The following is a 23435-nucleotide window of genomic DNA, read 5'->3' on the forward strand; positions in this document are numbered from 1 at the left end:
CCTACAACTCACTCAGCAACTCCATTTTCTTCTGGTTGTATTCTTCCTGCGTAATCAAACCATTGTCAAAAAGCATTTTTAACTTTTTCAATTTTGCCGTCAGTTCATCTGGTTTCACTTCTTCCGCAGGTTTTGGCGTTTCAAGTGGTTTTGGTGCCGCAATTGGTTCCGGCTGGTTTTGGGTTGAAGCAAACCGCGGCAAATCAGCGTGAATCGTTCCCGAAGCTGCACGTTTTTCTTCCAAATCACGTTGGCGGCGTTCTTCGCGTTCGGCCTGCTCGCGTTCCTGTCCGTATTGGTACAGTTTCCGCGCTTGTATTTTCGGCAAAAAATCAACACTGGTTTCGGCGCCGTTCAACGTTTTAATGCTGAAAACCGCGCCCAGCAGTTCTTCTTTAATTTTTACTTCGACCACATCTTTCCACACAAAATCCATGAATTTGATCGAAAGCCCGAGGTTGGCGGCCGTAAAAAAGAAAATACGTTTGTTGGTGATGGCCACACAATCCGGCGTGATGTTCACCAGCGGTTTCTTTTGCACAGCGATGTAAATAATTTCTTCGCCGCTGTTCAGCAAATCGTTTAAACGGGAATAAACTTTTTCAACGGCTTTCGGCTCTTGCTGGTCTTTCAGAAACTGTTCGATCATTTTTGTGTGAAATTTGTTTGGCAAACATAGCATAAACCACACCAATTTTTGCACGGTAAAAGAAGCATTAGGCTATGCCGAAATTTTTTCGGCATCCCATCAGAAAAACTACAATATATCAGAGGGATCCTGAAACAAGTTCAGAATGACAGCACTAAATTTTGCACGGTAAAAGAAGCATTTAGTCATGCCGAAATTTTTTCGGCATCCCCTCAGAAAGGCTGTAATTTTGGAAGAGGGATCCTGAAACAAGTTCAGGATGACAACACCAATTTTTGCACGATAAAAGAAGCATCAGCCAACCAGCAAATTGCAGCCGCGGATGTCCGAGAAATCAAAGCGGCCTAAAACTTCAAAAGCGCCGTTTTCCTGGATCTTGCCCAAATCCTGCGTGGCAATAAACGAGCAGGAGTTGATATTGGCCAGATCAATCACGTTGATGCCGCCGGTTTTTCCTGTTGGAAGCAAAGTAAACGGATCGTTGGTATCGCGGACCAAAACCTTCATCCAGGGAACGCAACGGAACAAACCTTCGCCCAAAGAATAAGCCTGCGAAAGCAATTCCGTCATGCCGTATTCTGAATGGATGACCGGAACGCCAAAGCCACGGCAAAGCGTTTCATGCAGTTCTTCGCGGATCATTTCTTTGCGCCGGCCTTTCATCCCGCCGGTTTCCATAATGATTAATTCCGGGAAATTAATTTGGTGTTTTTCGATAAAATCCAGCAAAGCAAACGTAACACCGATGAGAACTGTTGGCTGTTTTTGCTGCTGCAAATGGATGAGTTTCTGGTACAATTCTTCATTGTTGTGCAGGTAAAAACCGCTGTCTCGGTTTTCCGTTCCCGCAATCAAATCTTCAACCATATAAATTAGCGAAGAACCCGAACGTTCCAGGTAAGAAGGCAGCAGCGCCAGAAAAGCATAATTTTTAATGTCGCCGTAAAACAATTCAAAACCTTGCCGAAAACTTTTTTGATACCAGGAAACATCGGTAACCAAATGTTGGCTTGTCGTCATTCCGGTTGTGCCCGAACTTGTAAAAACGACTTCCGGTTTTTGATTTTGGCTGAGAACTGAATGCGTTTTAAAAAATTCAATCGGTAAAAAAGGTATTTCCTCCAGCGTTTTTATTTCCTGCGGATTGGTTTTTAGGTGCGATAAATACGTTTTGTAAACCGCACAATTTTCGGCCTGAAAACGAAAAACATGCAAAGCAGTTTCTAAAAAATCTGCTTCGTTTGCAATAGAAAAAATGGCGTTTTGCTGCGGGAGGATCATTTGCAAAGATAAACCAGAAATTTAGGTTGTAAAAACAGTATCAGGCTCAGTTAGTAAATTATTGCTTTAAAATAAACTTATTAAAATTTCTATTTTAAAATCTTACTTTGAGCAATTGATTCAAAATCCCGTGAAAAACATAATCTTCGTAATTGTACTATTGGTTCTAATGCATTTAAAAGCTGTTAGCCAAGTTTATAATAAAAAGCAAGAAGCATTAATGAATTATTTGACAGCAGAAGTAGAAAAGAGTACATACCCAAACATTCATAGTATATTAATTTCTAAAGGTCGCAACATTATGTATGAACATTACTTTAGCGGATTTAATAAAAACTCCTTACATGATTCCAGATCATCATTTAAATCAGTAACGAGTTTGCTGATTGGAATTGCTATTGACAAGGGTTTAATTAAAAATGTAGATCAAAAAGTGTACACTTATTTTCCTGAAAACAAACAAATTTTTGAAAATGATGAAAGAAAAAAGAAGATAACAATTAAAAACTTGTTGGAGATGGAATCTGGTTTGGATTGTGAGGAATTTAACGATACCAAGAATTGTGAGGATAACAGGACCACAACTAAAGATTGGGTGAAATTTTCTTTAGCCTTACCTATGAATAATGAACCGGGAAAAGTTTGGGCTTATACTTCTTGTAATCCCATGATTATTAGTGGTATAATCAGGAATGTTGCTCATACTTCTATAATGAATTTTGCAAAACATAACCTGTTTGATCCGATGGGAATTACGAATTACAAATGGACAGTAGATTCATCTGGAAATGGCATGACAGCGGGATCGTTTTATATTAAACCAAGAGACATGTTGAAAATTGGAATGTTGGTAAGAGATGATGGAGTTTACAAAGGCAAACAGGTTGTCTCTGCAAAATGGATTAAAGAATCAACCACGGCAACTATTCCAATTCCTCAATTCTCTTTTGTAAAATTCAGTAAAAGTAAAATTGCTTTTCCCCAACCAACTAATTATGGTTATTACTGGTACAATGAACGACTTAAAACAAAAAAGCTTTCTGAAAATATTGTTTTTGCTTCTGGAAATGGAGGACAATATATTATGATTATAAAAAGTTTAGACCTCGTTGTTGTATTTACGCAAGGGAATTATGGCATCTGGAAAGCAAAACAAGCTTTTGATATTTTAGCAAAATATATTATACCTGCCTTTGGACATAAAAAAAATCAAAAATGTAAAAACAGTTTTCTAGTCAAATATAAATTATTGAAGAAAAAGTAATTATCACAAACAAAAAAGTGAAGCTTTCCAGCCTCACTTTTCATCAAATCTATTTTTAAAAATTAAGAAAGCAATTCAGAACTGACCGTAATTTCTGCTGCTTTTAAAACTTTAGAAACCGGGCAATTTTCTTTGGCATCGGCCACCAAAGCCTCAAATTTTCCCTGAGACAAACCGCTTGCTTTTACTTTTACATCTAAATGGATGGTATCAATTTCGCCTTTTTCCGGGTTCAGGTTTACGGCTGCTTTGGTCGTGATTTCTTCCGGCGTAATGCCTTCCGCAGAAATATTAAAACTCAATTTCATGGAAAAACAGCCTGCATGTGCCGCAGCAATCAATTCTTCCGGGTTGGTGCCAATGCCATCTTCAAAACGGGTTTTAAACGAGTATTGGCTGTCTTTTAGCACGCCGCTTTGCGTGCTCACTAATCCTTTTCCATCTTTTCCGGTACCGTTCCAAACGGCGGTTGCATTTCTTTTCATACGTGTTTAAACTTTTAAATTTTATGCTGATAAAAGCAGTAATTACGAATTTTTGTTTGACGTATTATTTGCATTCAACACTCAAATGATAATTCTCAGGCGGCGGCTTTTAAAATCAATTCCTTTACATGTTCCGTCATATTGATTTTCAAGGCTTCCTCAATCCCACGCGGCGAAATCTTTTTCAGCGTTTTCTTTAAAATATCAACCATCTTTTCCTCGCTGTGCTGTTTGGCAAAATCGTCCAAGTAAAATTCCACAAAAACTAAGCAAATTACATCTTCGATCAATTGCGTGTCTGGGTTTTGGTTGAGTTGTTTTTTCAGTAATAAAGCTTTTACTTTTTCAATTGTTTCGGCATCATAACCGCAAGCTTTCAAAATTGGTTCGGCAATTTTGGTATGGTGCAATTTGAGCTGGCTCCGCCACATTAAATAACCGGCACGATCCATTGGGTAAGCATTTCGCGCAATTTCCCAACGGCCAATATGCTGGCAACGAACGGCCAATTGCATGTATTCCGGTGCGTTTGGCGCGTAATCGTTTAGCTTCTTCGTCATCCGTTCGGCATACAATACTTCTTTTGCGCAGGTTTTTCGTTCAAAAACTTCCTGATTTGGGTCGGTTGCGTTGTAAGCGTCGAACTTCGCAAATGCTTCTTCTAATTTTTCTGGTGAGGGCATTTTTAAATATATAAAAGTTTGGACGGAATGCTGTTTTTATCAGGCAAAAATTGGTGCCGAAAATAATTTTCTAACGGGCTTTCAAAACTTTAACCGTTACCAAAAGCTGGCCAACATGCCGCTGCGTGTGTTCCGCGGCATGAAAAAGCAAACCAAAAACGGTAGAAGGCAAATGTTTGCGGCCAACAGTTCTTGGTTCCGTTAAAGTATGTAAATTTATTTGTTGCAATTTTTGAAGGGAATTTTCGATTTGCCGGTTGAAAACCCCGACTAATTCATCAACAGAATTTGGTTTTTCCTGAATTTTTCCTTCTGATTGAAGCCAGACTAACTGTGCTTCTTTTAGCATCATATTTTCGGCATAAGTAAACATCCGATCTAAAACGCCGCTTAAATGTTGCAGGTGAAAAGCCGGGGAAGCTGCGCCGCCGGGACGTTCGTAAAGTAAATCATTAGGGAAACCAAACATCATTTTGTTCACATCTTCCTGCGCTTGCAGCAGCGCAAAAGCGATGGGCTGAAGTAAAACAGGAAAATCATGAATTGGACCGCGAAGCCAAACTTCCGGTTGTTGGGTTTCTGCCATCACTTAATCTAAAAAATATAACGGATGCCGCACCACGGGATTTCTTCCATCAAAATATTGATGAACGTGTCAATCATCCTTTTTTTCATTTGCACTTTATAACGGATGTTGATGCCACCAAATTGGCTTTGTTTGGTTTCCTGGAAATTGGGCATCCACAACAAATCTTCGGCTTTTGGGTTGATGCCCAGGTTAACAATGTGCTGCGCTTCGTTGTGCGTTAAAAAAATCACTTCGCATTGCATCTGCACTTTTACATCCTCGCGCACGGCTTCGTTTAACTGCCTGAACAATTCGCGGTAATCATTACGCCAGTCGCGGGTTTGGTTTCCGATCTTGTTATAAACAATTACCGGCGAAAAGTTGACGTGTACATCATAACCGGCATCATAAAAATCATTGATCGCCAGTAATCTTTTCTCGATACTGTCTGTCCGCACATCAACTAATTTACTGATTTCAACAGGCATCAAACTTAAACGAATCCTCACTTTTCGTTCCGGATTAAACTCCAGCAAATCGCGGTTTACAAACTTGGTGGCAAAAGTGGCTTTGGCGCGCGGATGGTTTTTGTAAAATTGCAATACTTCTTTTATGCTCTTAGAAATGGCGTAATCCACAGAAAGATCAGAGTTGCAACCGACGTCATAAGTATAAAAAACCGGGTCAGTTTGATTTGGAATTTTCGGCCAGGGCTGCTTCATCACGTGCCGGTCAACCGCTGCCATAATCTCATCCACATTGGTAAAAATCGTGATTGGGTTGATGTCTTTATGGCGGTCAACATAACAATACGCGCAACCGCCGTAGCAACCGTTGGCCAAACTCGGCGCGATAAAATCAGAACTTCGGCCGCTTTCCCGGATCGTTTTTGTTTTCAATTTCCCCAAAACCAGCAAATCCGATTTGGCTTTGTAATGTTTCAAACCCATATCCGGCAGCTTGTTGTGCTGCTGCACTTCCTGCATGGTTGCATCAGGAAATCGTCCGGCCAGTTCTTTGGCGCGGTCGTTCAGCGCATCTGCCGTGTATAAAATTTGTTTGGGATTAAAATCGGGCATAACTACTGCGGTTTATCCAACATTGGTTTTTGCGGTGTTTGCGAAACCAGCCATCCCGTCGCATACATCCACTTGGCCATTTTGGTTAATTTAATTAGATCAATGCGCGAAGGTTCGTCTTTTGGCGTATGATAATCGGGATGCAGCAAAGTGGTAAAAAAGATAGCCGGAATGCCAGCCTGCGCATAAGGCAAATGGTCGCTGCGGAAATACCAGTTTTCGGGATGCTTGGCATCGTCCCAGGAAAAATCAACCTTAAAATGCGTTTGCTGTTGGTTGGCTTTCATGGCCATATCCACCAATTGCGTAGAGTTTTTGTGGGAAGTTGTGCCGAGCAAAGCCGCAGAATCAGGCGCATTCCGTCCAATCATATCGCCGTTTAAAACTGCTACAATGTCTTCTTTTTTTACGGTTGGATGTGCGGCATACCAACGCGAACCCAGCAAACCGCGTTCTTCAGCACCATGCCAGACAAACAAAGCCGAACGTTTCCCCGGTTTGGCCGACCAAGCACGGGCGATGGCCAGCATCCCAACCGTTACCGAAGCATTGTCATCGGCACCGTTCCAAATGGAATCACGGTCAACCGGAACGCCAACGCCATCATGGTCGTGGTGGCCGCTAAACAACACGTATTCGTTCTTCAAAGCAACATCCGTTCCTGCTGCTTTTGCCACCACATTTACCGATGGATACATAGAAACTTCCACCCTAAAATCTGCTTTAACCATCGCATTGGCCTGTTGAAAATCTCCTGCAAAAGAACCCAGCGTAACAATCACCGGAATTGGTTTTTGGGTTGAAGCGGGCGTTCCTTCCAACTGGTACAAACCTTCCTGGTAATTATGGCCTACAAAACCCAACGAGGCTTCCGTTTGCTGATCGGCCACTAAAATAATGGCTGCCACACCTTTTCGGCGTAAAGCCAAACTTTGCTGGCGCACGGCGAGGGAAGTGTAACGCAATCCCCACAAACTCATCCACGAAACTGGTAGCGGCGACGGCGGCACAATTTTCACCGCCACAATTTTTCCGGTTAAATCTTTGGTTGTGTCTGCCATAGAATTTAGCCACAAAACTGCGCCGTTTAAATGCGTTTCTACGGGTTGCGTTGGCCAAACCTGTTTCCACAATTCCAGGTTTTTATTGTTGATAGAAAACGTGCCGTTGCTGCCGGTAACTGTTCTTTTAATATTATAAAATTGGAAGTACGTACCGTCGTCTCCGGCAGGTTTCAGCCCGGCTTCCAAGGCTTTTTGCGCTACCCAAACGGCAGAACGCATTTCGTCCAAAGTTCCGGCACGCCTTCCGCGGAAGGCATCTCCCGCCAGTTCAAAAATGTCTTTTTTGATGTCTGCTTCTTTTATCAATCCTAATCCTGGCGGGTTGACGGCCGAAACATTTTTAGAAGCAGGCTGGCCAAAGCTTCGCCCAAAAATGCCTGCTAAAAGAAGTATGGTAAATATTTTTTTCATGGTTAAAGGATTGGTTTTAGTTTAAGAGCTTGTTTGAAATTTGCTGAATATATTTTCCGATGCTTCTTTTATCGCCTAAAAATTGTAAACATTTAGTTTTAATTTATTTAGATTGATATGGACACCAATTTTTATAGGGTAAAAGAAGCATCATCGTTTTTTCTCGTATAAATTTAAACAGGCTTTGATTCTATTGTTCGTGGTTAACAGGCAAATATTCAGGAGCCGGGTTGTTCATCACTTCAAAAAGCAATTCACGTTTTTCGCGCAACCCTTTTGATTGTCCGATTGGTGCTTCGTAAATATCGTTTTTCAACGCTTCCATCGCTTCGGTAATAAAATCGGCAATCGGCATTCCGCCGTGCGACTGGCTTTTATCTTCGCGCCTGTCATGCCCCAATTCGGTATCTACAGAAGGCGGAATAATTTCAAAAACCTTGACCGAAGTATTTTTAAGCTGATGGCGCAGCGACAGCGTTAACGAATGCACGGCCGCTTTGGTGGCGCAATAAACCGGCATAAAAGCCATCGGCGCAAAAGCCAGACCAGACGAAATATTGATGATCGTGGCATCCGGTTTCGTGCTTAAATGCTGCGCAAACAACGAAGTTAAATGGATGGGCGCAACCAAGTTCGTTTCAAGTTCGTTATAAATCCGACCTAAATCAACCGGCCTCGTCAAATCGGCAAAAAGTTGAACGCCGGCATTGTTCATCAACACATTTACTTCGGAATGATTTTGCAAAACCCAGGTTGCCAGTTCTTCACGTTCTAAAGCACTGGAAACATCGCACTTTTTGATAATAAGCCCGGGATATTTTTCGCTTAACGCTTTTAAACGTTCTTCGCGGCGCCCGCAAATAATCACTTTGCTGCCTGCCGCCATAAATTCTTCGGCAAAAGCCAAACCAATGCCTGATGTGCCGCCGGTTATTAAAATCGTATTGTTCGATAGCTGCATGATGCTTCTTTTATCGGATAAATTTTATGCAAAAGAAATAAACTTAAGGCGGGGATTGTTTTGTAAAGATTCAATACGCTTGCAAAGTAATTTTTTGCTATCGGTACAAATGAATAAACTTGTTTTTCGGATCCTGATTGTAAAAGCGTTTGCCCTGATAATTAATATACTCATTATTAACCTCGGTTGCCAAAATACAGTCAACTTTTAAACTTTCCGGTTTACTAAGTTTGGTGTAATTGTTAACGTTGATGTAAACCGGTTTCAACGGCTTGCTATAACAATTTGTAAATATTGCGTATTCAAAATCAGCATCTCCATCGCCCATCATCAAACCAATATTTTGATAATTTAGATTTTGAACTTGTTGTGTAACGCCGTTGTACTCATCATACAACCAAGGCTTTGCCATAAAGTATTTTTGATACCGGCTTTGCTTAATGGCTTTATTATATGGATGGTTAAGGTTGCCTAAAACAACCATGAAAGCATAGCCAAAAATAAAAGGTGCCGACCAGTAAAAAAGCTTTCTAAAGTTAACATTGAGCAGATAAACAGCATAACTCATCAACGGAACCGACAGTAGAAACAAGGCCGTTTGAAGCCTGGTATGAAAAGGCTGATACTTTAAATAAAAACTAAAAAACACACCTTGAAACAGTACTGTAAAAACGAGTAGTTTAACTGCAAGAGGTATTTTTTGCTTAAATGATTTTACAATAATCACAATCAAAGCAATGGTAATCAACACAAGGTGAATGAAATTGGGAGCAGCATCTTCATGGTCCGGATTATAAAGTGTATCATATTTATCTTTATAATAATTTGTTGCCGGGTCGTTGATATCAACACCCATTATTCGATGCAATTTTATAATGGCTTTTGCTGATATAACAGAAAGCGGCTTGAGATGAAACAGGCCCATGTGGTTTCCTGCATTTTTTGCCATGCTTAAAATCAACAACTTGCCGTTCATCTTTTCATTCGAATAAGTGCCGTATTCTTTTTGATCTACGCCTAATAAATTTTTTGTTAGTTGATAGTTTCGGTAGTAAAATCCAATATTAATGGACAGGAAAATTATGCCGGCAAAAACAGCATACAAAGCATAGTTGTAATTTTTAGAACGAAACAGAATCAACAAAACAGTGATGCCATAAATCAGCAAAATTGCAGGCATATAAACATAAGCCGTTCCTTTTGTCAAGATGCCGATTCCTACGGCTAAGCCAAAAAAGAAGGCGTTTTTTAGGGAGAAGTTTTGAACAGACTTTAACGCAAAATAAAAAGCAGCAACCACAAAAAAAGCAACTACAATATCATTTTGCGTACTGGTAGCTTGTAAAACAACTTCGGGTATGGTTAAGGCTAAAAAAACAGTCAGGATTTTTGCTGAAGTGCTTAAACCGAAATGTTCTACTATTGCAACCAATCCAACAACCGTAAACAGCAGGAACAAAAACTGACCCGTACTCGAAAAATAATCTGCTTTATTTAAAATGTTAAAATGAAGGATTACATATTCGGCAAATGGTGGCTGATAAATTTGCCTGATTGCGCCAGTTGGATAATGTGCAACAGATTGATGGCTGATCCAACTTGGAATACGTGCTAAATGGTAGTTCATCGAATCCCAGTTGTTAGGAGGATAAATAACTCCCTGTACAAACACCAGTAAAAGAATAATGAATACCGAAAACAACAAGCACTTTTCATAAAGCTTTTTTGCTTTCAGGTGCTTATAAGTTTCATTGATCTGGCGTTTCAGATCAATATAAAATTTATTGAACCCCTCTTTTTTTACAAAAAGATAAAGTAGGTTTATTAGGGTAATTGCAGTCCAGGAAAATAAAATGGTTTGATAATTTATGGCTGAAAAAAGGCTTAAAATCTCAGTAATCAATACAACCAATCCGGAAAAAATAAGCGTTGTATGGAGTATAAGTTCTTTTTTACTGGTGGTTGAATTTAAAAATATACCAGTACTAAAAAACAAGGTCATAAAGCAAAACAATAAAATAATAATGGCCATTTAGAAGTTTGTTATCGGGTTTTACAAGACACGAAAAGTAGTATTATTAAAATTGAATTCAATATTTTATACGAAGAATTTGGATGAGATGTTGAAAACCAGAAAAAATTAAACCTCAGCCATCATTTCCCAAAAACCTTATCTTTGAAACAACCATGGCATTTCTTTATCCCGGCTTTCTGTTTGCTTTGTTTGCGCTGGCCATTCCGGTCATTATCCACCTGTTTAATTTTCGGCAGTACAAAAAAGTTTACTTTTCCAATGTGCAGTTTTTAAAGGATTTGCAAAAGCAGCAATCTTCGCGCAGCAACTTAAAAAACCGTTTGATTTTGGCCGCACGTTTGCTGGCGCTTACTTTTTTGGTGCTGGCTTTTACACGTCCGTTTTTGCCCGTCGGCAATCCCGAAAACGCGGGCAAGCAGCACGCCGTGAGTGTGTTTGTGGATAATTCTTACTCGATGCAAACGCTAAACCGCGAAGGTTCTTTGCTGGACGAAGCCAAACGCCGCGCCAAAGAAGTTGCTTCGGCTTATTCGGTAAACGACCGTTTTCAGTTGATCACGCAGGATTTTGAAGGCAAACAACAACGTTTTTTAAACCGCGACGAGTTTAACCAGGCGGTGGACGAGGTAAAAATCAGTCCGCAAAGCCGAAATTTCCAACAGGTTTTAGAGCGGCAAAAAGCACTGTTCGAGTCGGAAAACAACGCCGTTCCAACCGTTTACCTCATTTCCGATTTTCAAAAAAACCTGGCTAAAAACAGTATTGATGCCGATCAAAAAACCAAAGTTATGCTGGTGCGGATCAAAGCCAGTCCGTTGCCAAACATTGCCGTTGATTCGGTTTGGCTGCTTTCGCCTTTGCATCAACCAAACGCTGCTGAAAAATTAGTCGTGAAATTGCACAATTACGGCGATGAAAAAGCGCAAAAAGTTCCGGTTAAATTATTAATCAACGGACAAACCAAAGCCTTGGGCAGTTACGATTTGAATGCGAAAAGTGTGCGGCAGGACACGTTGCAATTTTCGGGCCTAAAACCCGGCTGGCAAAAAGGCGAATTGAGTTTAAACGATAACCCGGTTACTTTTGATAACCAATTTTACTTTACGTTCCAAGTGCAGCAGCAATTGCCGGTTTTGCAAATCACAGACCAGGTTCCCAACAAATATATCAGCGCGGTTTTTGCTTCCGATGCTTTTTTTAAGGCCGATTTTTCATCCGCCGGCAACGTCAATTATTCCGCCTTGAACCGTTATCCGGTCATCTATTTTAGTGATGTAAAAGAAGTATCGGCCGGGCTGGCGCAGCAGTTGCAAAACTATGTAAAGCAGGGCGGCACGCTGGTGGTTTTTCCGGCGGCGGATGCAAACCTGGCATCCTACAAAAGCCTGTTGCAGCCTTTGCAAGCCGATTTCCCGGAGAAATTATTGAACGACAGCACGAAAGTAACTGCCATCAATTTAAAACATCCGCTTTTTAAAGAGGTGTTTGAGAAGATGCCGCAAAACCCGGATCTGCCGCAAATTAAAAAATATTATGGGTTAAGTTCCGGTCAGCGTAATTTGAAAAACAACCTGCTCGAACTGCCCGGCCGTACCGCTTTTCTCAGCGTTTACAACAGCGGCAAAGGCAAGGTTTATTTGTCGGCCGTTCCGCTCGATGAAACTTTTAGCAACCTGCCGCGCCACGCACTTTTTGTGCCTTTGCTGTTTCGTATGGCTTTGCTGAGCGGCCATAATCAGCCTTTGTTTTATACCTTGGGCGAAAACGAACTGATGGAAATTGCACCAATCGCAAAATTGGACGAGCAGCCTTTGCACCTGCAAAAAGGGCAAATTTCATTGATCCCGGATATGCGAGAAGTGAACGGAAACACCATATTGTATGTAGCCGATCAAATCCGCGAAACCGGGGATTACAAGCTCACGCGAAAAGACAGCGTGCTGGCGCAAATCGCTTTTAACGATAACCGGCAGGAATCCGACTTAAATTACCTCACAGACCAGGAACTCAAGACTGATTTTCATGCCATAAAAACAGTATCGTATTTGTCGTCGGGCGGTTTATCTTTAACAAAGCAGGTGGCCGAAGTAAATTCGGGCGTGCAGTTATGGAAACTTTGCCTAATTTTGGCACTGCTATTTCTGGCTGCCGAAGTGCTGCTGATCCGTTTTTATAAAGTGAACCGGCAGCAAACCGTGGCCGTTTAGGTTGAAAAAACGCTGTTAAAAAAAGCATTAATTTGATGGACCTGCTCTTTAAATCTGTTACTGTCATTGATCCAAATTCTGTTTTTAATAAACAGGTGATGGATGTTTTGGTGGAAAACGGAAAAATAGTTCGGATTGCTGCTGATATTCAGGCTGATGCAGAAGTTATAGAAGCAAACGGCTGTTACTTGTCGCCCGGTTTTTTTGATTTGAACTGCAACTTTGGCGATTTGGGTTTGGAAACCAAAGAAGATATGCAAAGCGGCACGCGGGCAGCATCAGCCGGTGGTTTTACCGGCGTAGCTTTGATGCCAAATATGCAGCCGCCGGTTCATTCCAAATCCGAAGTACAATATTTGTTGAACCAATCCCGTGGAAACCTGGTTGATGTTTATCCGCTTGGCGCCATTTCCTACAAAACACAAGGCAAGGATTTGGCCGAAATGTACGATATGTTCACTTCCGGAGCACTGGCTTTTACGGATGGCAATCTTCCCATCCAGGATGCCGGTTTGATGGAACGCGCGTTGTTATATGCCCAAAATTTCAAAGGCTTGGTTTTTTCGTATCCGGAAGACCTTTCCATCGCCGGAAAAGCAAAAGTGCACGAAGGTGTGGTAAGCACACTTTTAGGCATGAAAGGCATCCCGGCACTGGCCGAAGAACTGATGGTTTCCCGCGATTTGTACCTGGCCGAATACACCAATTCGCGTTTGCATTTTACCACCGTTTCGACGGCACAAGCGGTAGAACAGATCAGAAAAGCCAAAGCAAAAGGGTTGAAAATTACCTGCGATGTGGCCGCACACCACTTGGTTTTAACCGATGAGGTTTTGCTGGGTTTCGATAGTTTGTACAAAGTGAAACCGCCGTTGCGCACCCAGGAAGATGTAAATGCGTTGTTGCAAGGTTTACGCGACGGAACAATTGATGCTATCGTTTCGCAGCACACGCCGCACGAAGTGGAGTTTAAAGAAGTGGAGTTTGAAGTGGCCGAATTTGGCATGATTGGTTTGCAAGCTGCCTTTTCGCTGGCCGTAAAAGCCGGTTTAAGTTTGGAACTGATTGTGGAGAAAATGGCCATTAATCCGCGTAAAATTGTAGGCATAAAAGAAGCATCCATCGCCGAAGGGGAAATGGCAAATTTGGTGTTCCTTGATCCAAATAAAAACTGGTTTTACTCGCGCGAAAACAACCTTTCAAAATCGTACAACTCGCCATTTATCGGGCAGGAAATGACCGGAAAAGTGCTGCTCACTATCAACAATAACCAAATTTATAAATCTGATATTCATGATTGACCCCAAAATAAAAAAAGCCATTGATGCTGCTTTTAAATACATTAAACCGGTAAACCCGAACAACATCGAACCGATAAAAGGCGAAATTTTTACCGTTTTTGATTCGGAACTGAAGTTTTTGCAAAAGGTAAAAGCGCTGGACGAGGTTTTCAATTCAAACCCGAAGCTGGAAAACTTGCGCGAAGTTTTTTTTGATCTGCTGCTGGTGAATTTTTTCAGTGCTGATGTAAAAAAACTGGACGAGGATTATTTGGATTCGCCGGAATGGGAAAAAATTGAAGAGCAAACGCTGGACCGCGGCACCGAAATGCTGAACGTTTTGCTGTATTTGAACGAGTGTGAAGATGAGGATATTGACCCGGAACTGAACGATTACCTGACCGAGTTTTTGCTGGTGGACGAAGACGAATTTCAGGACGAGCACCGCATTTACGAACCGGTTATTGCCAACCAGATTTTGATGGACAGCGGCATCGAAGAAATTGGAAACGTGGCCCGTAAACTTCCGGAAGACGAAGAAATAAAAGAGCTTTTTTACCCGATGATGTGCTTCTTTTACGATACAAATCCTTCGCAGGAAACCAAAGACCTGTGTGCCGAGAACGCGGTTGACCTGGAGTTTGACATGCCGGTACTGGCCATCATGCTTAATTTTAATTAAAACAGTTTTTAAAAATGCAGGATTTAAACCGGCAAATCAGGGTTAAAGGCGCTATGTACGGCGGGGTTTTGGGCGTTGTCATCCTCGCGCTGCACATTGCCTCATACTTGGTTATGGTGAAAGTGAGCACGCCGCTTTGGGTTACGGCTTTTAGTCCGCTTATTTTTACCAATGTGTTGCCCATTGTCGCCGCCGTTTTGCTTTGCCTCAAACTGCGCGAAAAAATAGGCGGTTATTGGCAATTTCGACAAGCAGCTTCGGGTATATTTGTCATGTTTTTGGTTTCTTATTTGATCTTTTTTTTCGGGTTCCTGCTGTTTTCCAAAGTGATAGAGCCGACAACAGACCTCAACTTAGAAAACAAAATTGAAGCCACAAAAGCAGCGATTCGAAAAGAGCAAGGCATTAGTTTACAGCACATTGAGCAGGAAACAAAAACCTTGCGCAAAGATTTCACAGACCGGCAAAACTCAGGCGTTTGGGGTTTTGTGCAAAGTTTTGGCATCGTGGTGGTGCTGCTGTTTTTGGCTTCGATGATTTTTGGCGCCTTGTTTAAAAATGACCCGCCTGTTTATGCGGCTTCCAACAAAACACACTAATTTTTATACGATAAAAGAAGCATGGCAATTCAAGCCGTTCATCCGGTACAAAAAATGGATATTTCAGTCGTTGTTCCTTTGTTTAACGAAGCCGAGTCGTTGCCCGAACTGACGGATTGGATTCGGCGTGTGATGAAAGCCAATAACCTTACGTATGAAATTATTTTGGTTGATGACGGCAGCAACGACGGTTCGTGGGAGGTAATCCAATCCTTGTATGAGCAAAATCCTTTTATCCGCGGTATTAAATTTCGCCGCAATTATGGAAAATCGGCAGCCTTAAACGTTGGTTTTGAAGCTACGCGCGGCGAAGTGGTGATTACGATGGATGCCGATTTGCAGGATTCGCCGGAGGAAATCCCGGAACTGTACCGCAAGATCAAGCAGGAAAAATTCGATTTGGTTTCAGGCTGGAAAGCAAAACGTTACGATCCGATCAGCAAAACCATTCCCACAAAATTATTCAATGCCGCAACACGCAGTATGTCGGGCATCCACAACTTGCACGATTTTAATTGCGGTTTAAAAGCCTACCGCAAAGAAGTGGTTAAAAACATTGAAGTTTATGGCGAAATGCACCGCTACATTCCCGTGCTGGCCAAATGGGCAGGTTTTACGCGGATAACCGAGCAGGTTGTAGAACACCGGCCGCGGAAATACGGCGTTACCAAATTTGGTTTCAGCCGGTTTATCAATGGTTTTTTGGATTTGCTTTCCATCTTTTTCGTTGGGAAGTTTTCCAAACGGCCGATGCACTTTTTCGGGACGTTGGGCACACTTTGTTTTTTAACCGGTCTGGGAATTGTTTTTTGGCTGATCGGCTCAAAATTATACGATATTTCCAACCATGTTAAATTTCGAAATGTAACGGATAATACCTTGTTTTACATTGCTTTAACCGCTATCATTTTAGGTTCGCAACTGTTTTTAACCGGTTTTGTAGCGGAGATGATCTCGCGTAATTCTCCGGAAAGAAATAATTACCAGATTGATCAAACGATTTGATGCTGTTTTTATCAGTATAAAATTAGTATAAAGGACACACCCCTAACCCCTCTCAAGAGGGGAAGTATAGTTTGCTACCTTTCTGGTTTGCATATATAGCATTTAGAAAAGTAGGCGTTAGATTTCCCCTCTTGAGAGGGGTTAGGGGTGTGTTAGCAAACATTGATTCACCCAAAACAATCTTCTCTCTAAGCCTCAAATGTTTTTTTCCATTATCATTCCGCTTTACAATCGCCCACAGGAAATCCGGGAACTGTTGGAAACCCTGGTTTTACAAACGTACAAAGCGTTTGAGGTTTTGGTGATTGAAGACGGATCGGTAAAAGATGCGGCGGCAGTTATCGAAGATTTTAAAGATACTCTCAACTTAAGATATTACGTAAAACCAAACAGCGGGCAAGGTTTTAGCCGCAACTTTGGATTTGAACGTGCTAACGGCGATTACTTTATCATTTTTGATTCGGATTGTTTGATCCCACCGGATTACTTGGAAATTGTAAACCGGAAAATCACCGCCCAAAAACTGGATGCTTACGGCGGCCCGGATGCTTCCCATGCTTCTTTTACGGCCATCCAAAAAGCCATTAGCTATTCCATGACTTCGCCATTTACCACCGGCGGCATCCGCGGCGGCGAAAAACGCATTGGGGATTTCCATCCGCGCAGTTTTAACATGGGCTTATCAAGGGAAGTTTACGAAAAAACAGGCGGTTTTATCATCACGCGTTTGGGCGAAGACATCGAACTCAGCATCCGAATCCACAAAATGGGTTTTAAAACTGGCTTAATCCCCCAAGCCAAAGTTTACCATAAACGCCGCACCAGCTTTTTGCAGTTTTACAAACAGATCCATTTTTTTGGCCGGGCGCGCATCAACATTTATAAATTTTTTCCGTCGGGCTTAAAACCGGTACATTTTTTTCCGGCTGTATTTACGTTAGGTTTAATCTTTTCCTTGATCGCAAACTTGTTTAACTGGCCGGTTACAGAACTATGTAATTTTTTGTTGGCTTTGTTAATTTTGTTGATATTTTTTCATTCCTGGATTAGCAATAAATCGGCAAAAGTTGCATTTTTGAGCATATTTGCCGCCTTCATTCAGCTCACCGCTTACGGTCTCGGTTTCATGCAGGATTTCTGGAAAAGAATAATTTTAAACAAGTCATAACAACTATGTACCATCCATTTTCCATCGCAGAAACTTTTAAAACTGCCTGGAATGTTACCAAAAAAAATTTTTTGACCATCCTGATTTATTCTGCCATCGCTACTGTTTTGCTGGGCGTGGTGCAGTTTTTTAACGCATTTGTAGATGTCAGCAACGATACTTTTGCTGAGTTTATTGTTTTTCTGATCCTGATGATCATTCAAACCTATGCCACTTTAGGTTTGTACAAGCTGATTTTTACTTTAATAGATAACGAATATTATGAGTTTGAATTTTCACAATTAGTGCCAACCATGAAAATGGTTTTTAGCTTTATTGCCATTTGCCTTTTCCTGGCTTTTGCGATTGTAACGCTTAATTTAGCAATTGAACAAGGGTTGCAAAGCTACCCCGAAGAAGTAATGAAAGTTGCACAAGTGCTGGAAGTCATGTTGATTTTATATGCGGCTTTGCGTTACATGTTTTGCGCCTGTTTTATTGTGGACGACAATTCCGGCCCGATCGAATCTTTGCGCCAAAGCCGACTGCTCACCAAATCGCACATGATCCATTTGCTGGCTTTGCTGGGCATGATGGTGGTGGTAATTGCGCTTGGTTTTATGGTGATCGGAAAAGCCATTTTAGTGCTGTACCCTTTTGTCAATGTGGTTGTTATTGTAACTTACCGCAAGTTGGTTTACAGCAATTTGGATGTGGACGACGACGTAGCCGAAACGCACTGATTTTATGGGCATAAAAGAAGCATTGAGCAAACCTTTTGCCTTATTCGTTTCCCTACAAATTAACAAGCTGCGGAAAAATGCCATCCAATTTCAGGAACAGATTTTTCAGGATCTGATAAAAACAGGCATAAAAACAGCATTCGGAAAAGACCATCAGTTTGAAAAAATCAAAACTTACGAAGATTTTAAAAAGCACGTTCCCATCCGCGATTACGAAGCGTTAAAACCTTATATTGATCGGGTTATTCAAGGTGAAGAAAACGTGCTTTGGCCGGGGAAACCTGCTTATCTGGCCAAAACTTCGGGCACCACTTCCGGCGTAAAATACATTCCGATTTCTAAAGATTCAATGCCCGAACATATTCGTGCCGCGCGAAATGCTTTGCTCAATTACATCCACGAAACCGGCCATGCTTCTTTTACCGATGGAAAAATGATTTTTTTGCAGGGAAGCTCGGAACTGCAAACCAAAGCTGGGATTCCGGTTGGCCGATTATCCGGGATCGTTGCCCATCATGTCCCTGATTATTTGCTGAAAAACAGGATGCCAAGCGATTCCGTCAACCGGATTGAAGACTGGGAAGCCAAAGTGGATGCCATTGTGGAAGAAACCATCAATCAAAACATGACTTTGATTTCCGGGATTCCGCCCTGGTGCCAAATGTATTTCGACCGTTTATCAGAAAAAGCAGGCGGAAAAAAGATCAAAGACATTTTCCCCAACTTTAAATTATTCGTTTACGGCGGCGTCAATTATCAGCCTTACCGCGCCAAAATTGAAGAAAGTATTGGTTTCGCCATTGATTCCATTGAAACTTATCCGGCTTCCGAAGGCTTTATTGCTTACCAGGATTCGCAAAAAACCAACGATTTGTTGTTGCTTGCCGATGCAGGAATGTTTTTCGAGTTTATCCCGACAGAAACTTATTTTGATGAAAACCCGGTTCGCCTTAACTTAAAAGAAGTGGAATTGAATAAAAATTACGCCATCATTTTAAATACCAACGCCGGTTTGTGGGGCTACAGTTTGGGCGATACGGTGAAATTTACTTCTATAAACCCATATAAAATTGTGGTTACCGGCCGCATCAAACATTTTATTTCTGCTTTTGGCGAACACGTCATTGGCGAAGAAGTGGAACAGGCACTCATGCAAGTTGCCCGAAAAGAAGGCGTAGAAATCATCGAATTTACGGTTGCGCCGCAAGTAAATCCTCCCACAGGAGAGCTGCCTTTTCATGAATGGCTGGTGGAATTTGGCAAAGCGCCGGAAGATTTAGCTTCTTTCAGCAAAAAAGTAGATCAGCAAATGCAGCAAAAAAACATTTATTACGCCGATTTGATTGAAGGAAATATTTTGCAGCCGCTTAAAATCCGTACTTTAAAACGAAATGCTTTTATTGATTACATGCGCACGCAAGGCAAATTAGGCGGACAAAACAAGGTTCCGCGGCTGGCAAACGACCGCGTAATTGCCAAAGGGTTGGAAAGTTATATTTTATTGTAGATTTTTGCATCAAATTAAAACCAATTAAAATTGCCGAATACTTATTTCCATCTTCACCAAATTAATTTTTCACCAAAAAAACACCTTTGAAAAGCATTGCCATTTTAGGTTCAACCGGGAGTATCGGTACGCAAACTTTGCAGGTGGTTCGTGAAAACCCAACCCTTTTTCGTGCTTGCGTGCTTACCGCGCAATCCAACGCCGATTTGCTGATTATGCAGGCTTTGGAGTTTTTGCCCGAATATGTGGTTGTTGGTCAAGACAACTTATTTTATGTGCTAAAAGAAGCATTGGTGCATACTTCCGTTCAGGTTTTGGCCGGAAGTCAGGCTTTGACGGATGTGGTTACTGCGCCGGAAATTGATCTGGTTTTAACCGCTTTGGTCGGTTTTGCAGGTTTGCAGCCAACCATCGCCGCCATCAAAGCCGGAAAAGACATCGCGCTGGCCAACAAAGAAACGCTGGTGGTTGCCGGCGAATTGGTGATGAAATTAGCGAAAGAGCATAATGTTAAAATTTTGCCGGTTGATTCGGAGCATTCGGCTATTTTTCAATGTTTGGCTGGTGAAGAACCGCAATCGGTAGAAAAAATTATTCTGACGGCTTCCGGCGGCCCGTTCCGTGGAAAAGATGCCGCTTTTCTTTCCGCAGTAACCAAAACCGAAGCTTTAAAGCATCCAAATTGGGTAATGGGCGCAAAGATCACCATAGATTCTGCTTCGTTGATGAACAAAGGTTTGGAAGTGATCGAAGCGAAATGGCTGTTTGATTTGCAAGCCGACCAAATTGATGTCATCGTTCATCCGCAATCCATCATTCATTCGCTGGTTCAGTTTAAAGACAGCTCGGTAAAAGCGCAAATGGGTTTGCCCGATATGAAATTGCCCATCCAATACGCGCTCACTTATCCAAACAGAATAAAAAATAACTTTAAACGTTTCAATTTTGCAGATTTCCCGTTTCTTACGTTCGAGCAACCTGATTTGAAGACTTTCCGTAATTTAGCGTTGGCGTTTACAGCTTTGGACACGGGCGGAAACATGCCTTGCATTGTGAACGCCGCCAATGAAATTGCCGTTGCCGGATTTTTAAAAGAACAAGTAACATTTTTAGGGATGAGCGATCTAATTGAAGAATGCACGCAACGCATCAAGCTGCACAAACAGCCCGGATTGGAAGATTATTTACATACCGATTTGGAAACGAGGATTTTAGCGCAACAATTAATAACAAAAAAAGGTGCATAAAAACAGCATCAACAAAAGAAATTTTATATGAACACTTTAATTATGATTGGCCAACTGATTGCCGGCCTTTCAATCCTGGTGATTTTGCACGAAGCAGGTCACTTTTTTGCAGCCCGTGCTTTTGGTATCAAAGTCGAAAAATTTTACTTGTTTTTCGATGCCTGGAACATCAGCCTGTTTAAATACCACTACAAAGGCGTGGAATATGGCATTGGCTGGCTGCCTTTGGGCGGCTACGTAAAAATTGCCGGCATGATTGATGAATCTATGGATACCGATCAAATGGCCGGGCCGCCGCAACCTTGGGAATTTCGGTCTAAACCAGCCTGGCAACGTTTAATTGTGATGCTGGCCGGTGTGTTCGTGAACATCGTTCTGGGGATTTTTATCTTTTGGATGCTGACGATCAAATACGGCGAAAGCTACATCCCGAACCAAAGTGTAAAATATGGTATCGTTCCGGGGATTATCGGCCGCGAAATTGGTTTAAAACCCGGTGATAAAATTACGGCGGTAAATGGCAAAAAGATTGTCCGTTTTGAAGAATTGATCAGTTCGAAAGTTTTGTTGGGAAATTCACAATTAACAGTTGACCGCAATAATCAAGTCATCAACCTAAATGTTCCCGGAAATATTTATAACGAAGTTGCAGATTACGGCATTGGCGAATTTATCCAATTGCGTACCAAATTTATGGTTGATTCTGTGATTGCAGGCAGCAACGCACAAAAAGCCGGTTTACAAAAAGGTGATAGTATTAAAGCCATTAACCAGCAACCGATTGTTTTCTTTGACCAGTTTCAAAACCTGATTAAGGAAAACAAAAACAAGCCAATTGAATTGGAAGTTAAACGTAACAACGAACTGGTAAAACTGAATGCGCAGGTGAATGAACAGGGAACGCTTGGTTTTGCCGCAAAAGGAGACGAGCCGGTGATCGAAAAAGCTAAGTTTAGTTTCTTGTCTTCGTTGCCGGTTGGCGCTTCCAAAGCCTGGGGTTCTTTTTCTGATAATGCCAAAGGAATTGGCCGCGTGGCAACCGGCCAGATAAAAGCGAACCGCGCTTTTGCCGGCCCGGTTACGATGGCAACGATGTTTGGCAGTCATTTCGATGCCGCAAAATTTTGGAGTTTGGTGGGTTTATTGTCTATGGCTTTAGCTTTGATGAACATGCTGCCGATTCCGGCTTTGGATGGCGGACATGCGATGTTTTTGATTATCGAAATGATTAAAGGCAAACCGTTGAGCGATAAATTTATGGAGAAAGCACAAATTGTTGGTTTTTGTATCCTGATTGCGCTGATGGTTTTTGTTTACGGCAACGACATTGTGCGCCACGTCATCAACAAATAATTCAACCTAAAATGGATTACTTTGAATTTTACGGCTTGCCCGAATCTTTTGAATTGGATGCGGCGCAGTTAAAAAAGAAATTTTATGAGCTGAGCAAAAAGTATCATCCTGATTTTTATGCCTCGGAAAGTGAAGAAAAGCAGGAAGAAGTTTTGCAGCTTTCTACTTTAAACAACAAAGCTTTCCAGGTTTTATCCGATCCGGCAAAACGCACGGAATATATTTTGCGCGAACATCATTTATTGGCCGAAGGCGACAAATATCCGTTGGCACCCGATTTTTTAATGGAGATGATGGAGCTGAACGAACAAGTGATGGATGCCGAAGACGAAGACACAATCAACAAAATAAAAGTATCGGTAAAAGAAGCATCAACTCAATTAGATGCTGAAGAAGCGCAGCAAACCAAGGATTTCAGCACCAAATCAAAAGAAGAACAAAGCGCAGCGTTAAAAAAAATCTTAGATATCTATTATCGGCGAAAATATTTGTTGCGAATTCAGGAGAGTTTGAATACATTTGCAGCCCGTTGACAAAGCAATGCCCAGCTGGCGGAATTGGTAGACGCGCTGGTCTCAAACACCTGTGGGAAACCGTGCCGGTTCGACTCCGGCGCTGGGTACAAACCCGGATACAGTTCGCATTTTCGTTCTGGTCCGGGTTTTTTTATGCTTTAATACATTGTTAATCGATATATAAGTAATGCTGCTTCGTTAACCTTTCCGGTTTGATATCCTGCATTACAATGACAATGACAAAATCTTTGAAAATCTATTATTTACCATAATCGTGAAAATTGCCAACTTTTAAATCTTTTTTAATTTAGAGCCTGTTTAAATTTCTATCGTAAAAATTTACAATGCTTCTTTTATGCCTATAAATTCTGTGTTTGGATATTAATTGGTACAGAAATTACAAAAAGACAATGATTTTTAGGTGGTAAAAGAAGCATACAAAATATGTTGAATAAAATTTAAACAGGCTCATAATTACCCAAATCATAAAATCACCTAATAAATAAAGAATTTTACCACTTTTTTACATCGCCCATGTCATATCATAAATATATTGTCCTGCTATTTTTTATGATCTCTTTTAAAACCTATGGACAATTTTATCAAATTCTTCAAACAGTTGATATTGAAAAATATCAGGGCAAAAATTTTATCCTTGAAGGAAAAATAT

The 23435-nt window shown here is 41.4% G+C and carries 21 protein-coding genes and 1 tRNA gene; 13 read left to right on the forward strand and 9 right to left on the reverse strand.

The genetic code is table 11. The annotated features are described in order from the left end of the window. Nucleotide 1: 1 nt before the first annotated feature. On the reverse strand, nt 2-649 hold the full coding sequence (locus tag V5804_RS08040) for a PH domain-containing protein (protein WP_369590864.1): 648 nt from the start codon (nt 647-649) through the stop codon (nt 2-4). A gap of 294 nt (nt 650-943) precedes the next feature. After that, a complete protein-coding gene (locus V5804_RS08045; protein ID WP_369590865.1) occupies nt 944-1930 on the reverse strand; it encodes an acyl transferase in 987 nt (328 codons plus the stop codon). A gap of 169 nt (nt 1931-2099) precedes the next feature. Here V5804_RS08045 and V5804_RS08050 point away from each other — a divergent pair, with 169 nt between their 5' ends. Beyond that, on the forward strand, nt 2100-3194 hold the full coding sequence (locus V5804_RS08050; RefSeq protein WP_369590866.1) for a serine hydrolase domain-containing protein: 1095 nt from the start codon (nt 2100-2102) through the stop codon (nt 3192-3194). 62 nt (nt 3195-3256) lie between these two features. On the opposite strand, the gene V5804_RS08055 is transcribed toward V5804_RS08050, so the two are convergent. The 7 genes from V5804_RS08055 to V5804_RS08085 form a co-directional block, all read right to left on the reverse strand. Continuing rightward, complete coding sequence (locus tag V5804_RS08055) at nt 3257-3679, reverse strand: OsmC family protein (protein WP_369590867.1); 423 nt, start codon at nt 3677-3679, stop codon at nt 3257-3259. Nucleotides 3680-3774: 95 nt separating this feature from the next. Next, nucleotides 3775-4362 (reverse strand): DUF4202 domain-containing protein, encoded by a 588-nt coding sequence (locus tag V5804_RS08060; protein ID WP_369590868.1) that lies wholly within the window; start codon nt 4360-4362, stop codon nt 3775-3777. 70 nt (nt 4363-4432) lie between these two features. Continuing rightward, nucleotides 4433-4948, reverse strand: a complete 516-nt coding sequence (locus V5804_RS08065; RefSeq protein WP_369590869.1) for a DinB family protein — start codon at nt 4946-4948, stop codon at nt 4433-4435. Between the two features lie 8 nt (nt 4949-4956). After that, nucleotides 4957-6009 carry a spore photoproduct lyase family protein gene (locus V5804_RS08070; RefSeq protein ID WP_369590870.1) on the reverse strand — a complete coding sequence of 351 codons (1053 nt, stop codon included), beginning with the start codon at nt 6007-6009 and terminating at the stop codon, nt 4957-4959. A gap of 2 nt (nt 6010-6011) precedes the next feature. Beyond that, nucleotides 6012-7484, reverse strand: a complete 1473-nt coding sequence (locus tag V5804_RS08075; RefSeq protein ID WP_369590871.1) for a M28 family metallopeptidase — start codon at nt 7482-7484, stop codon at nt 6012-6014. 190 nt (nt 7485-7674) lie between these two features. After that, nucleotides 7675-8445 (reverse strand): SDR family oxidoreductase, encoded by a 771-nt coding sequence (locus V5804_RS08080; RefSeq protein ID WP_369590872.1) that lies wholly within the window; start codon nt 8443-8445, stop codon nt 7675-7677. 97 nt (nt 8446-8542) lie between these two features. After that, a complete protein-coding gene (locus tag V5804_RS08085) occupies nt 8543-10072 on the reverse strand; it encodes an ArnT family glycosyltransferase (RefSeq protein ID WP_369590873.1) in 1530 nt (509 codons plus the stop codon). Nucleotides 10073-10632: 560 nt separating this feature from the next. On the opposite strand from V5804_RS08085, the gene V5804_RS08090 reads away from it, so the two are divergent. From V5804_RS08090 to V5804_RS08145, 12 genes are all read left to right on the forward strand, one after another. Further along, the gene (locus V5804_RS08090; RefSeq protein WP_369590874.1) at nt 10633-12687 is read left to right on the forward strand and encodes a BatA domain-containing protein; all 2055 of its coding nucleotides are present in this window, start codon (nt 10633-10635) and stop codon (nt 12685-12687) included. Between the two features lie 35 nt (nt 12688-12722). Next, nucleotides 12723-13988, forward strand: a complete 1266-nt coding sequence (locus V5804_RS08095; protein WP_369590875.1) for a dihydroorotase family protein — start codon at nt 12723-12725, stop codon at nt 13986-13988. Then, nucleotides 13981-14649: a hypothetical protein gene (locus V5804_RS08100; RefSeq protein ID WP_369590876.1), complete on the forward strand. Its 669-nt coding sequence runs from the start codon at nt 13981-13983 to the stop codon at nt 14647-14649. The genes V5804_RS08095 and V5804_RS08100 overlap by 8 nt, the downstream gene beginning before the upstream one ends. A 14-nt stretch (nt 14650-14663) precedes the next feature. Next, nucleotides 14664-15248 (forward strand): DUF4199 family protein, encoded by a 585-nt coding sequence (locus V5804_RS08105; RefSeq protein WP_369590877.1) that lies wholly within the window; start codon nt 14664-14666, stop codon nt 15246-15248. Nucleotides 15249-15302: 54 nt separating this feature from the next. After that, nucleotides 15303-16253, forward strand: a complete 951-nt coding sequence (locus V5804_RS08110; RefSeq protein ID WP_369590886.1) for a glycosyltransferase family 2 protein — start codon at nt 15303-15305, stop codon at nt 16251-16253. Nucleotides 16254-16452: 199 nt separating this feature from the next. Beyond that, a complete protein-coding gene (locus tag V5804_RS08115; RefSeq protein WP_369590878.1) occupies nt 16453-17421 on the forward strand; it encodes a glycosyltransferase family 2 protein in 969 nt (322 codons plus the stop codon). Nucleotides 17422-17426: 5 nt separating this feature from the next. Next, nucleotides 17427-18143 (forward strand): hypothetical protein, encoded by a 717-nt coding sequence (locus tag V5804_RS08120; RefSeq protein WP_369590879.1) that lies wholly within the window; start codon nt 17427-17429, stop codon nt 18141-18143. A 4-nt stretch (nt 18144-18147) separates the two neighbouring features. Next, nucleotides 18148-19650 carry a GH3 auxin-responsive promoter family protein gene (locus V5804_RS08125; protein ID WP_369590880.1) on the forward strand — a complete coding sequence of 501 codons (1503 nt, stop codon included), beginning with the start codon at nt 18148-18150 and terminating at the stop codon, nt 19648-19650. A gap of 86 nt (nt 19651-19736) precedes the next feature. Next, nucleotides 19737-20897, forward strand: a complete 1161-nt coding sequence (locus V5804_RS08130; RefSeq protein WP_369590881.1) for a 1-deoxy-D-xylulose-5-phosphate reductoisomerase — start codon at nt 19737-19739, stop codon at nt 20895-20897. Between the two features lie 27 nt (nt 20898-20924). Next, complete coding sequence (rseP, locus tag V5804_RS08135; RefSeq protein WP_369590882.1) at nt 20925-22250, forward strand: RIP metalloprotease RseP; 1326 nt, start codon at nt 20925-20927, stop codon at nt 22248-22250. A gap of 11 nt (nt 22251-22261) precedes the next feature. Then, entirely contained in the window at nt 22262-22783 is a 522-nt protein-coding gene (hscB, locus tag V5804_RS08140) for a Fe-S protein assembly co-chaperone HscB (RefSeq protein WP_369590883.1), read from the forward strand. A 9-nt stretch (nt 22784-22792) separates the two neighbouring features. Further along, nucleotides 22793-22872: transfer RNA gene (locus V5804_RS08145), tRNA-Leu, on the forward strand. Nucleotides 22873-23435 lie beyond the last annotated feature (563 nt).

The sequence above is a fragment of the Mucilaginibacter sp. genome, assembly GCF_041088075.1.
Lineage (GTDB): Bacteria > Bacteroidota > Bacteroidia > Sphingobacteriales > Sphingobacteriaceae > Mucilaginibacter_A.

What these genes read in the sequence shown, in the direction of transcription:
- rseP (WP_369590882.1), top strand. Translation starts at nt 20,925, where the DNA reads ATGAACACTTTAATTATGATTGGCCAACTGATTGCCGGCCTTTCAATC.
- V5804_RS08045 (WP_369590865.1), bottom strand. Translation starts at nt 1,930, where the DNA reads ATGATCCTCCCGCAGCAAAACGCCATTTTTTCTATTGCAAACGAAGCA.
- V5804_RS08040 (WP_369590864.1), bottom strand. Translation starts at nt 649, where the DNA reads ATGATCGAACAGTTTCTGAAAGACCAGCAAGAGCCGAAAGCCGTTGAA.
- V5804_RS08085 (WP_369590873.1), bottom strand. Translation starts at nt 10,072, where the DNA reads ATGAACTACCATTTAGCACGTATTCCAAGTTGGATCAGCCATCAATCT.
- V5804_RS08070 (WP_369590870.1), bottom strand. Translation starts at nt 6,009, where the DNA reads ATGCCCGATTTTAATCCCAAACAAATTTTATACACGGCAGATGCGCTG.
- hscB (WP_369590883.1), top strand. Translation starts at nt 22,262, where the DNA reads ATGGATTACTTTGAATTTTACGGCTTGCCCGAATCTTTTGAATTGGAT.
- V5804_RS08100 (WP_369590876.1), top strand. Translation starts at nt 13,981, where the DNA reads ATGATTGACCCCAAAATAAAAAAAGCCATTGATGCTGCTTTTAAATAC.
- V5804_RS08115 (WP_369590878.1), top strand. Translation starts at nt 16,453, where the DNA reads ATGTTTTTTTCCATTATCATTCCGCTTTACAATCGCCCACAGGAAATC.
- V5804_RS08120 (WP_369590879.1), top strand. Translation starts at nt 17,427, where the DNA reads ATGTACCATCCATTTTCCATCGCAGAAACTTTTAAAACTGCCTGGAAT.
- V5804_RS08080 (WP_369590872.1), bottom strand. Translation starts at nt 8,445, where the DNA reads ATGCAGCTATCGAACAATACGATTTTAATAACCGGCGGCACATCAGGC.
- V5804_RS08065 (WP_369590869.1), bottom strand. Translation starts at nt 4,948, where the DNA reads ATGGCAGAAACCCAACAACCGGAAGTTTGGCTTCGCGGTCCAATTCAT.
- V5804_RS08055 (WP_369590867.1), bottom strand. Translation starts at nt 3,679, where the DNA reads ATGAAAAGAAATGCAACCGCCGTTTGGAACGGTACCGGAAAAGATGGA.
- V5804_RS08050 (WP_369590866.1), top strand. Translation starts at nt 2,100, where the DNA reads ATGCATTTAAAAGCTGTTAGCCAAGTTTATAATAAAAAGCAAGAAGCA.
- V5804_RS08125 (WP_369590880.1), top strand. Translation starts at nt 18,148, where the DNA reads ATGGGCATAAAAGAAGCATTGAGCAAACCTTTTGCCTTATTCGTTTCC.
- V5804_RS08110 (WP_369590886.1), top strand. Translation starts at nt 15,303, where the DNA reads ATGGATATTTCAGTCGTTGTTCCTTTGTTTAACGAAGCCGAGTCGTTG.
- V5804_RS08095 (WP_369590875.1), top strand. Translation starts at nt 12,723, where the DNA reads ATGGACCTGCTCTTTAAATCTGTTACTGTCATTGATCCAAATTCTGTT.
- V5804_RS08105 (WP_369590877.1), top strand. Translation starts at nt 14,664, where the DNA reads ATGCAGGATTTAAACCGGCAAATCAGGGTTAAAGGCGCTATGTACGGC.
- V5804_RS08060 (WP_369590868.1), bottom strand. Translation starts at nt 4,362, where the DNA reads ATGCCCTCACCAGAAAAATTAGAAGAAGCATTTGCGAAGTTCGACGCT.
- V5804_RS08090 (WP_369590874.1), top strand. Translation starts at nt 10,633, where the DNA reads ATGGCATTTCTTTATCCCGGCTTTCTGTTTGCTTTGTTTGCGCTGGCC.
- V5804_RS08075 (WP_369590871.1), bottom strand. Translation starts at nt 7,484, where the DNA reads ATGAAAAAAATATTTACCATACTTCTTTTAGCAGGCATTTTTGGGCGA.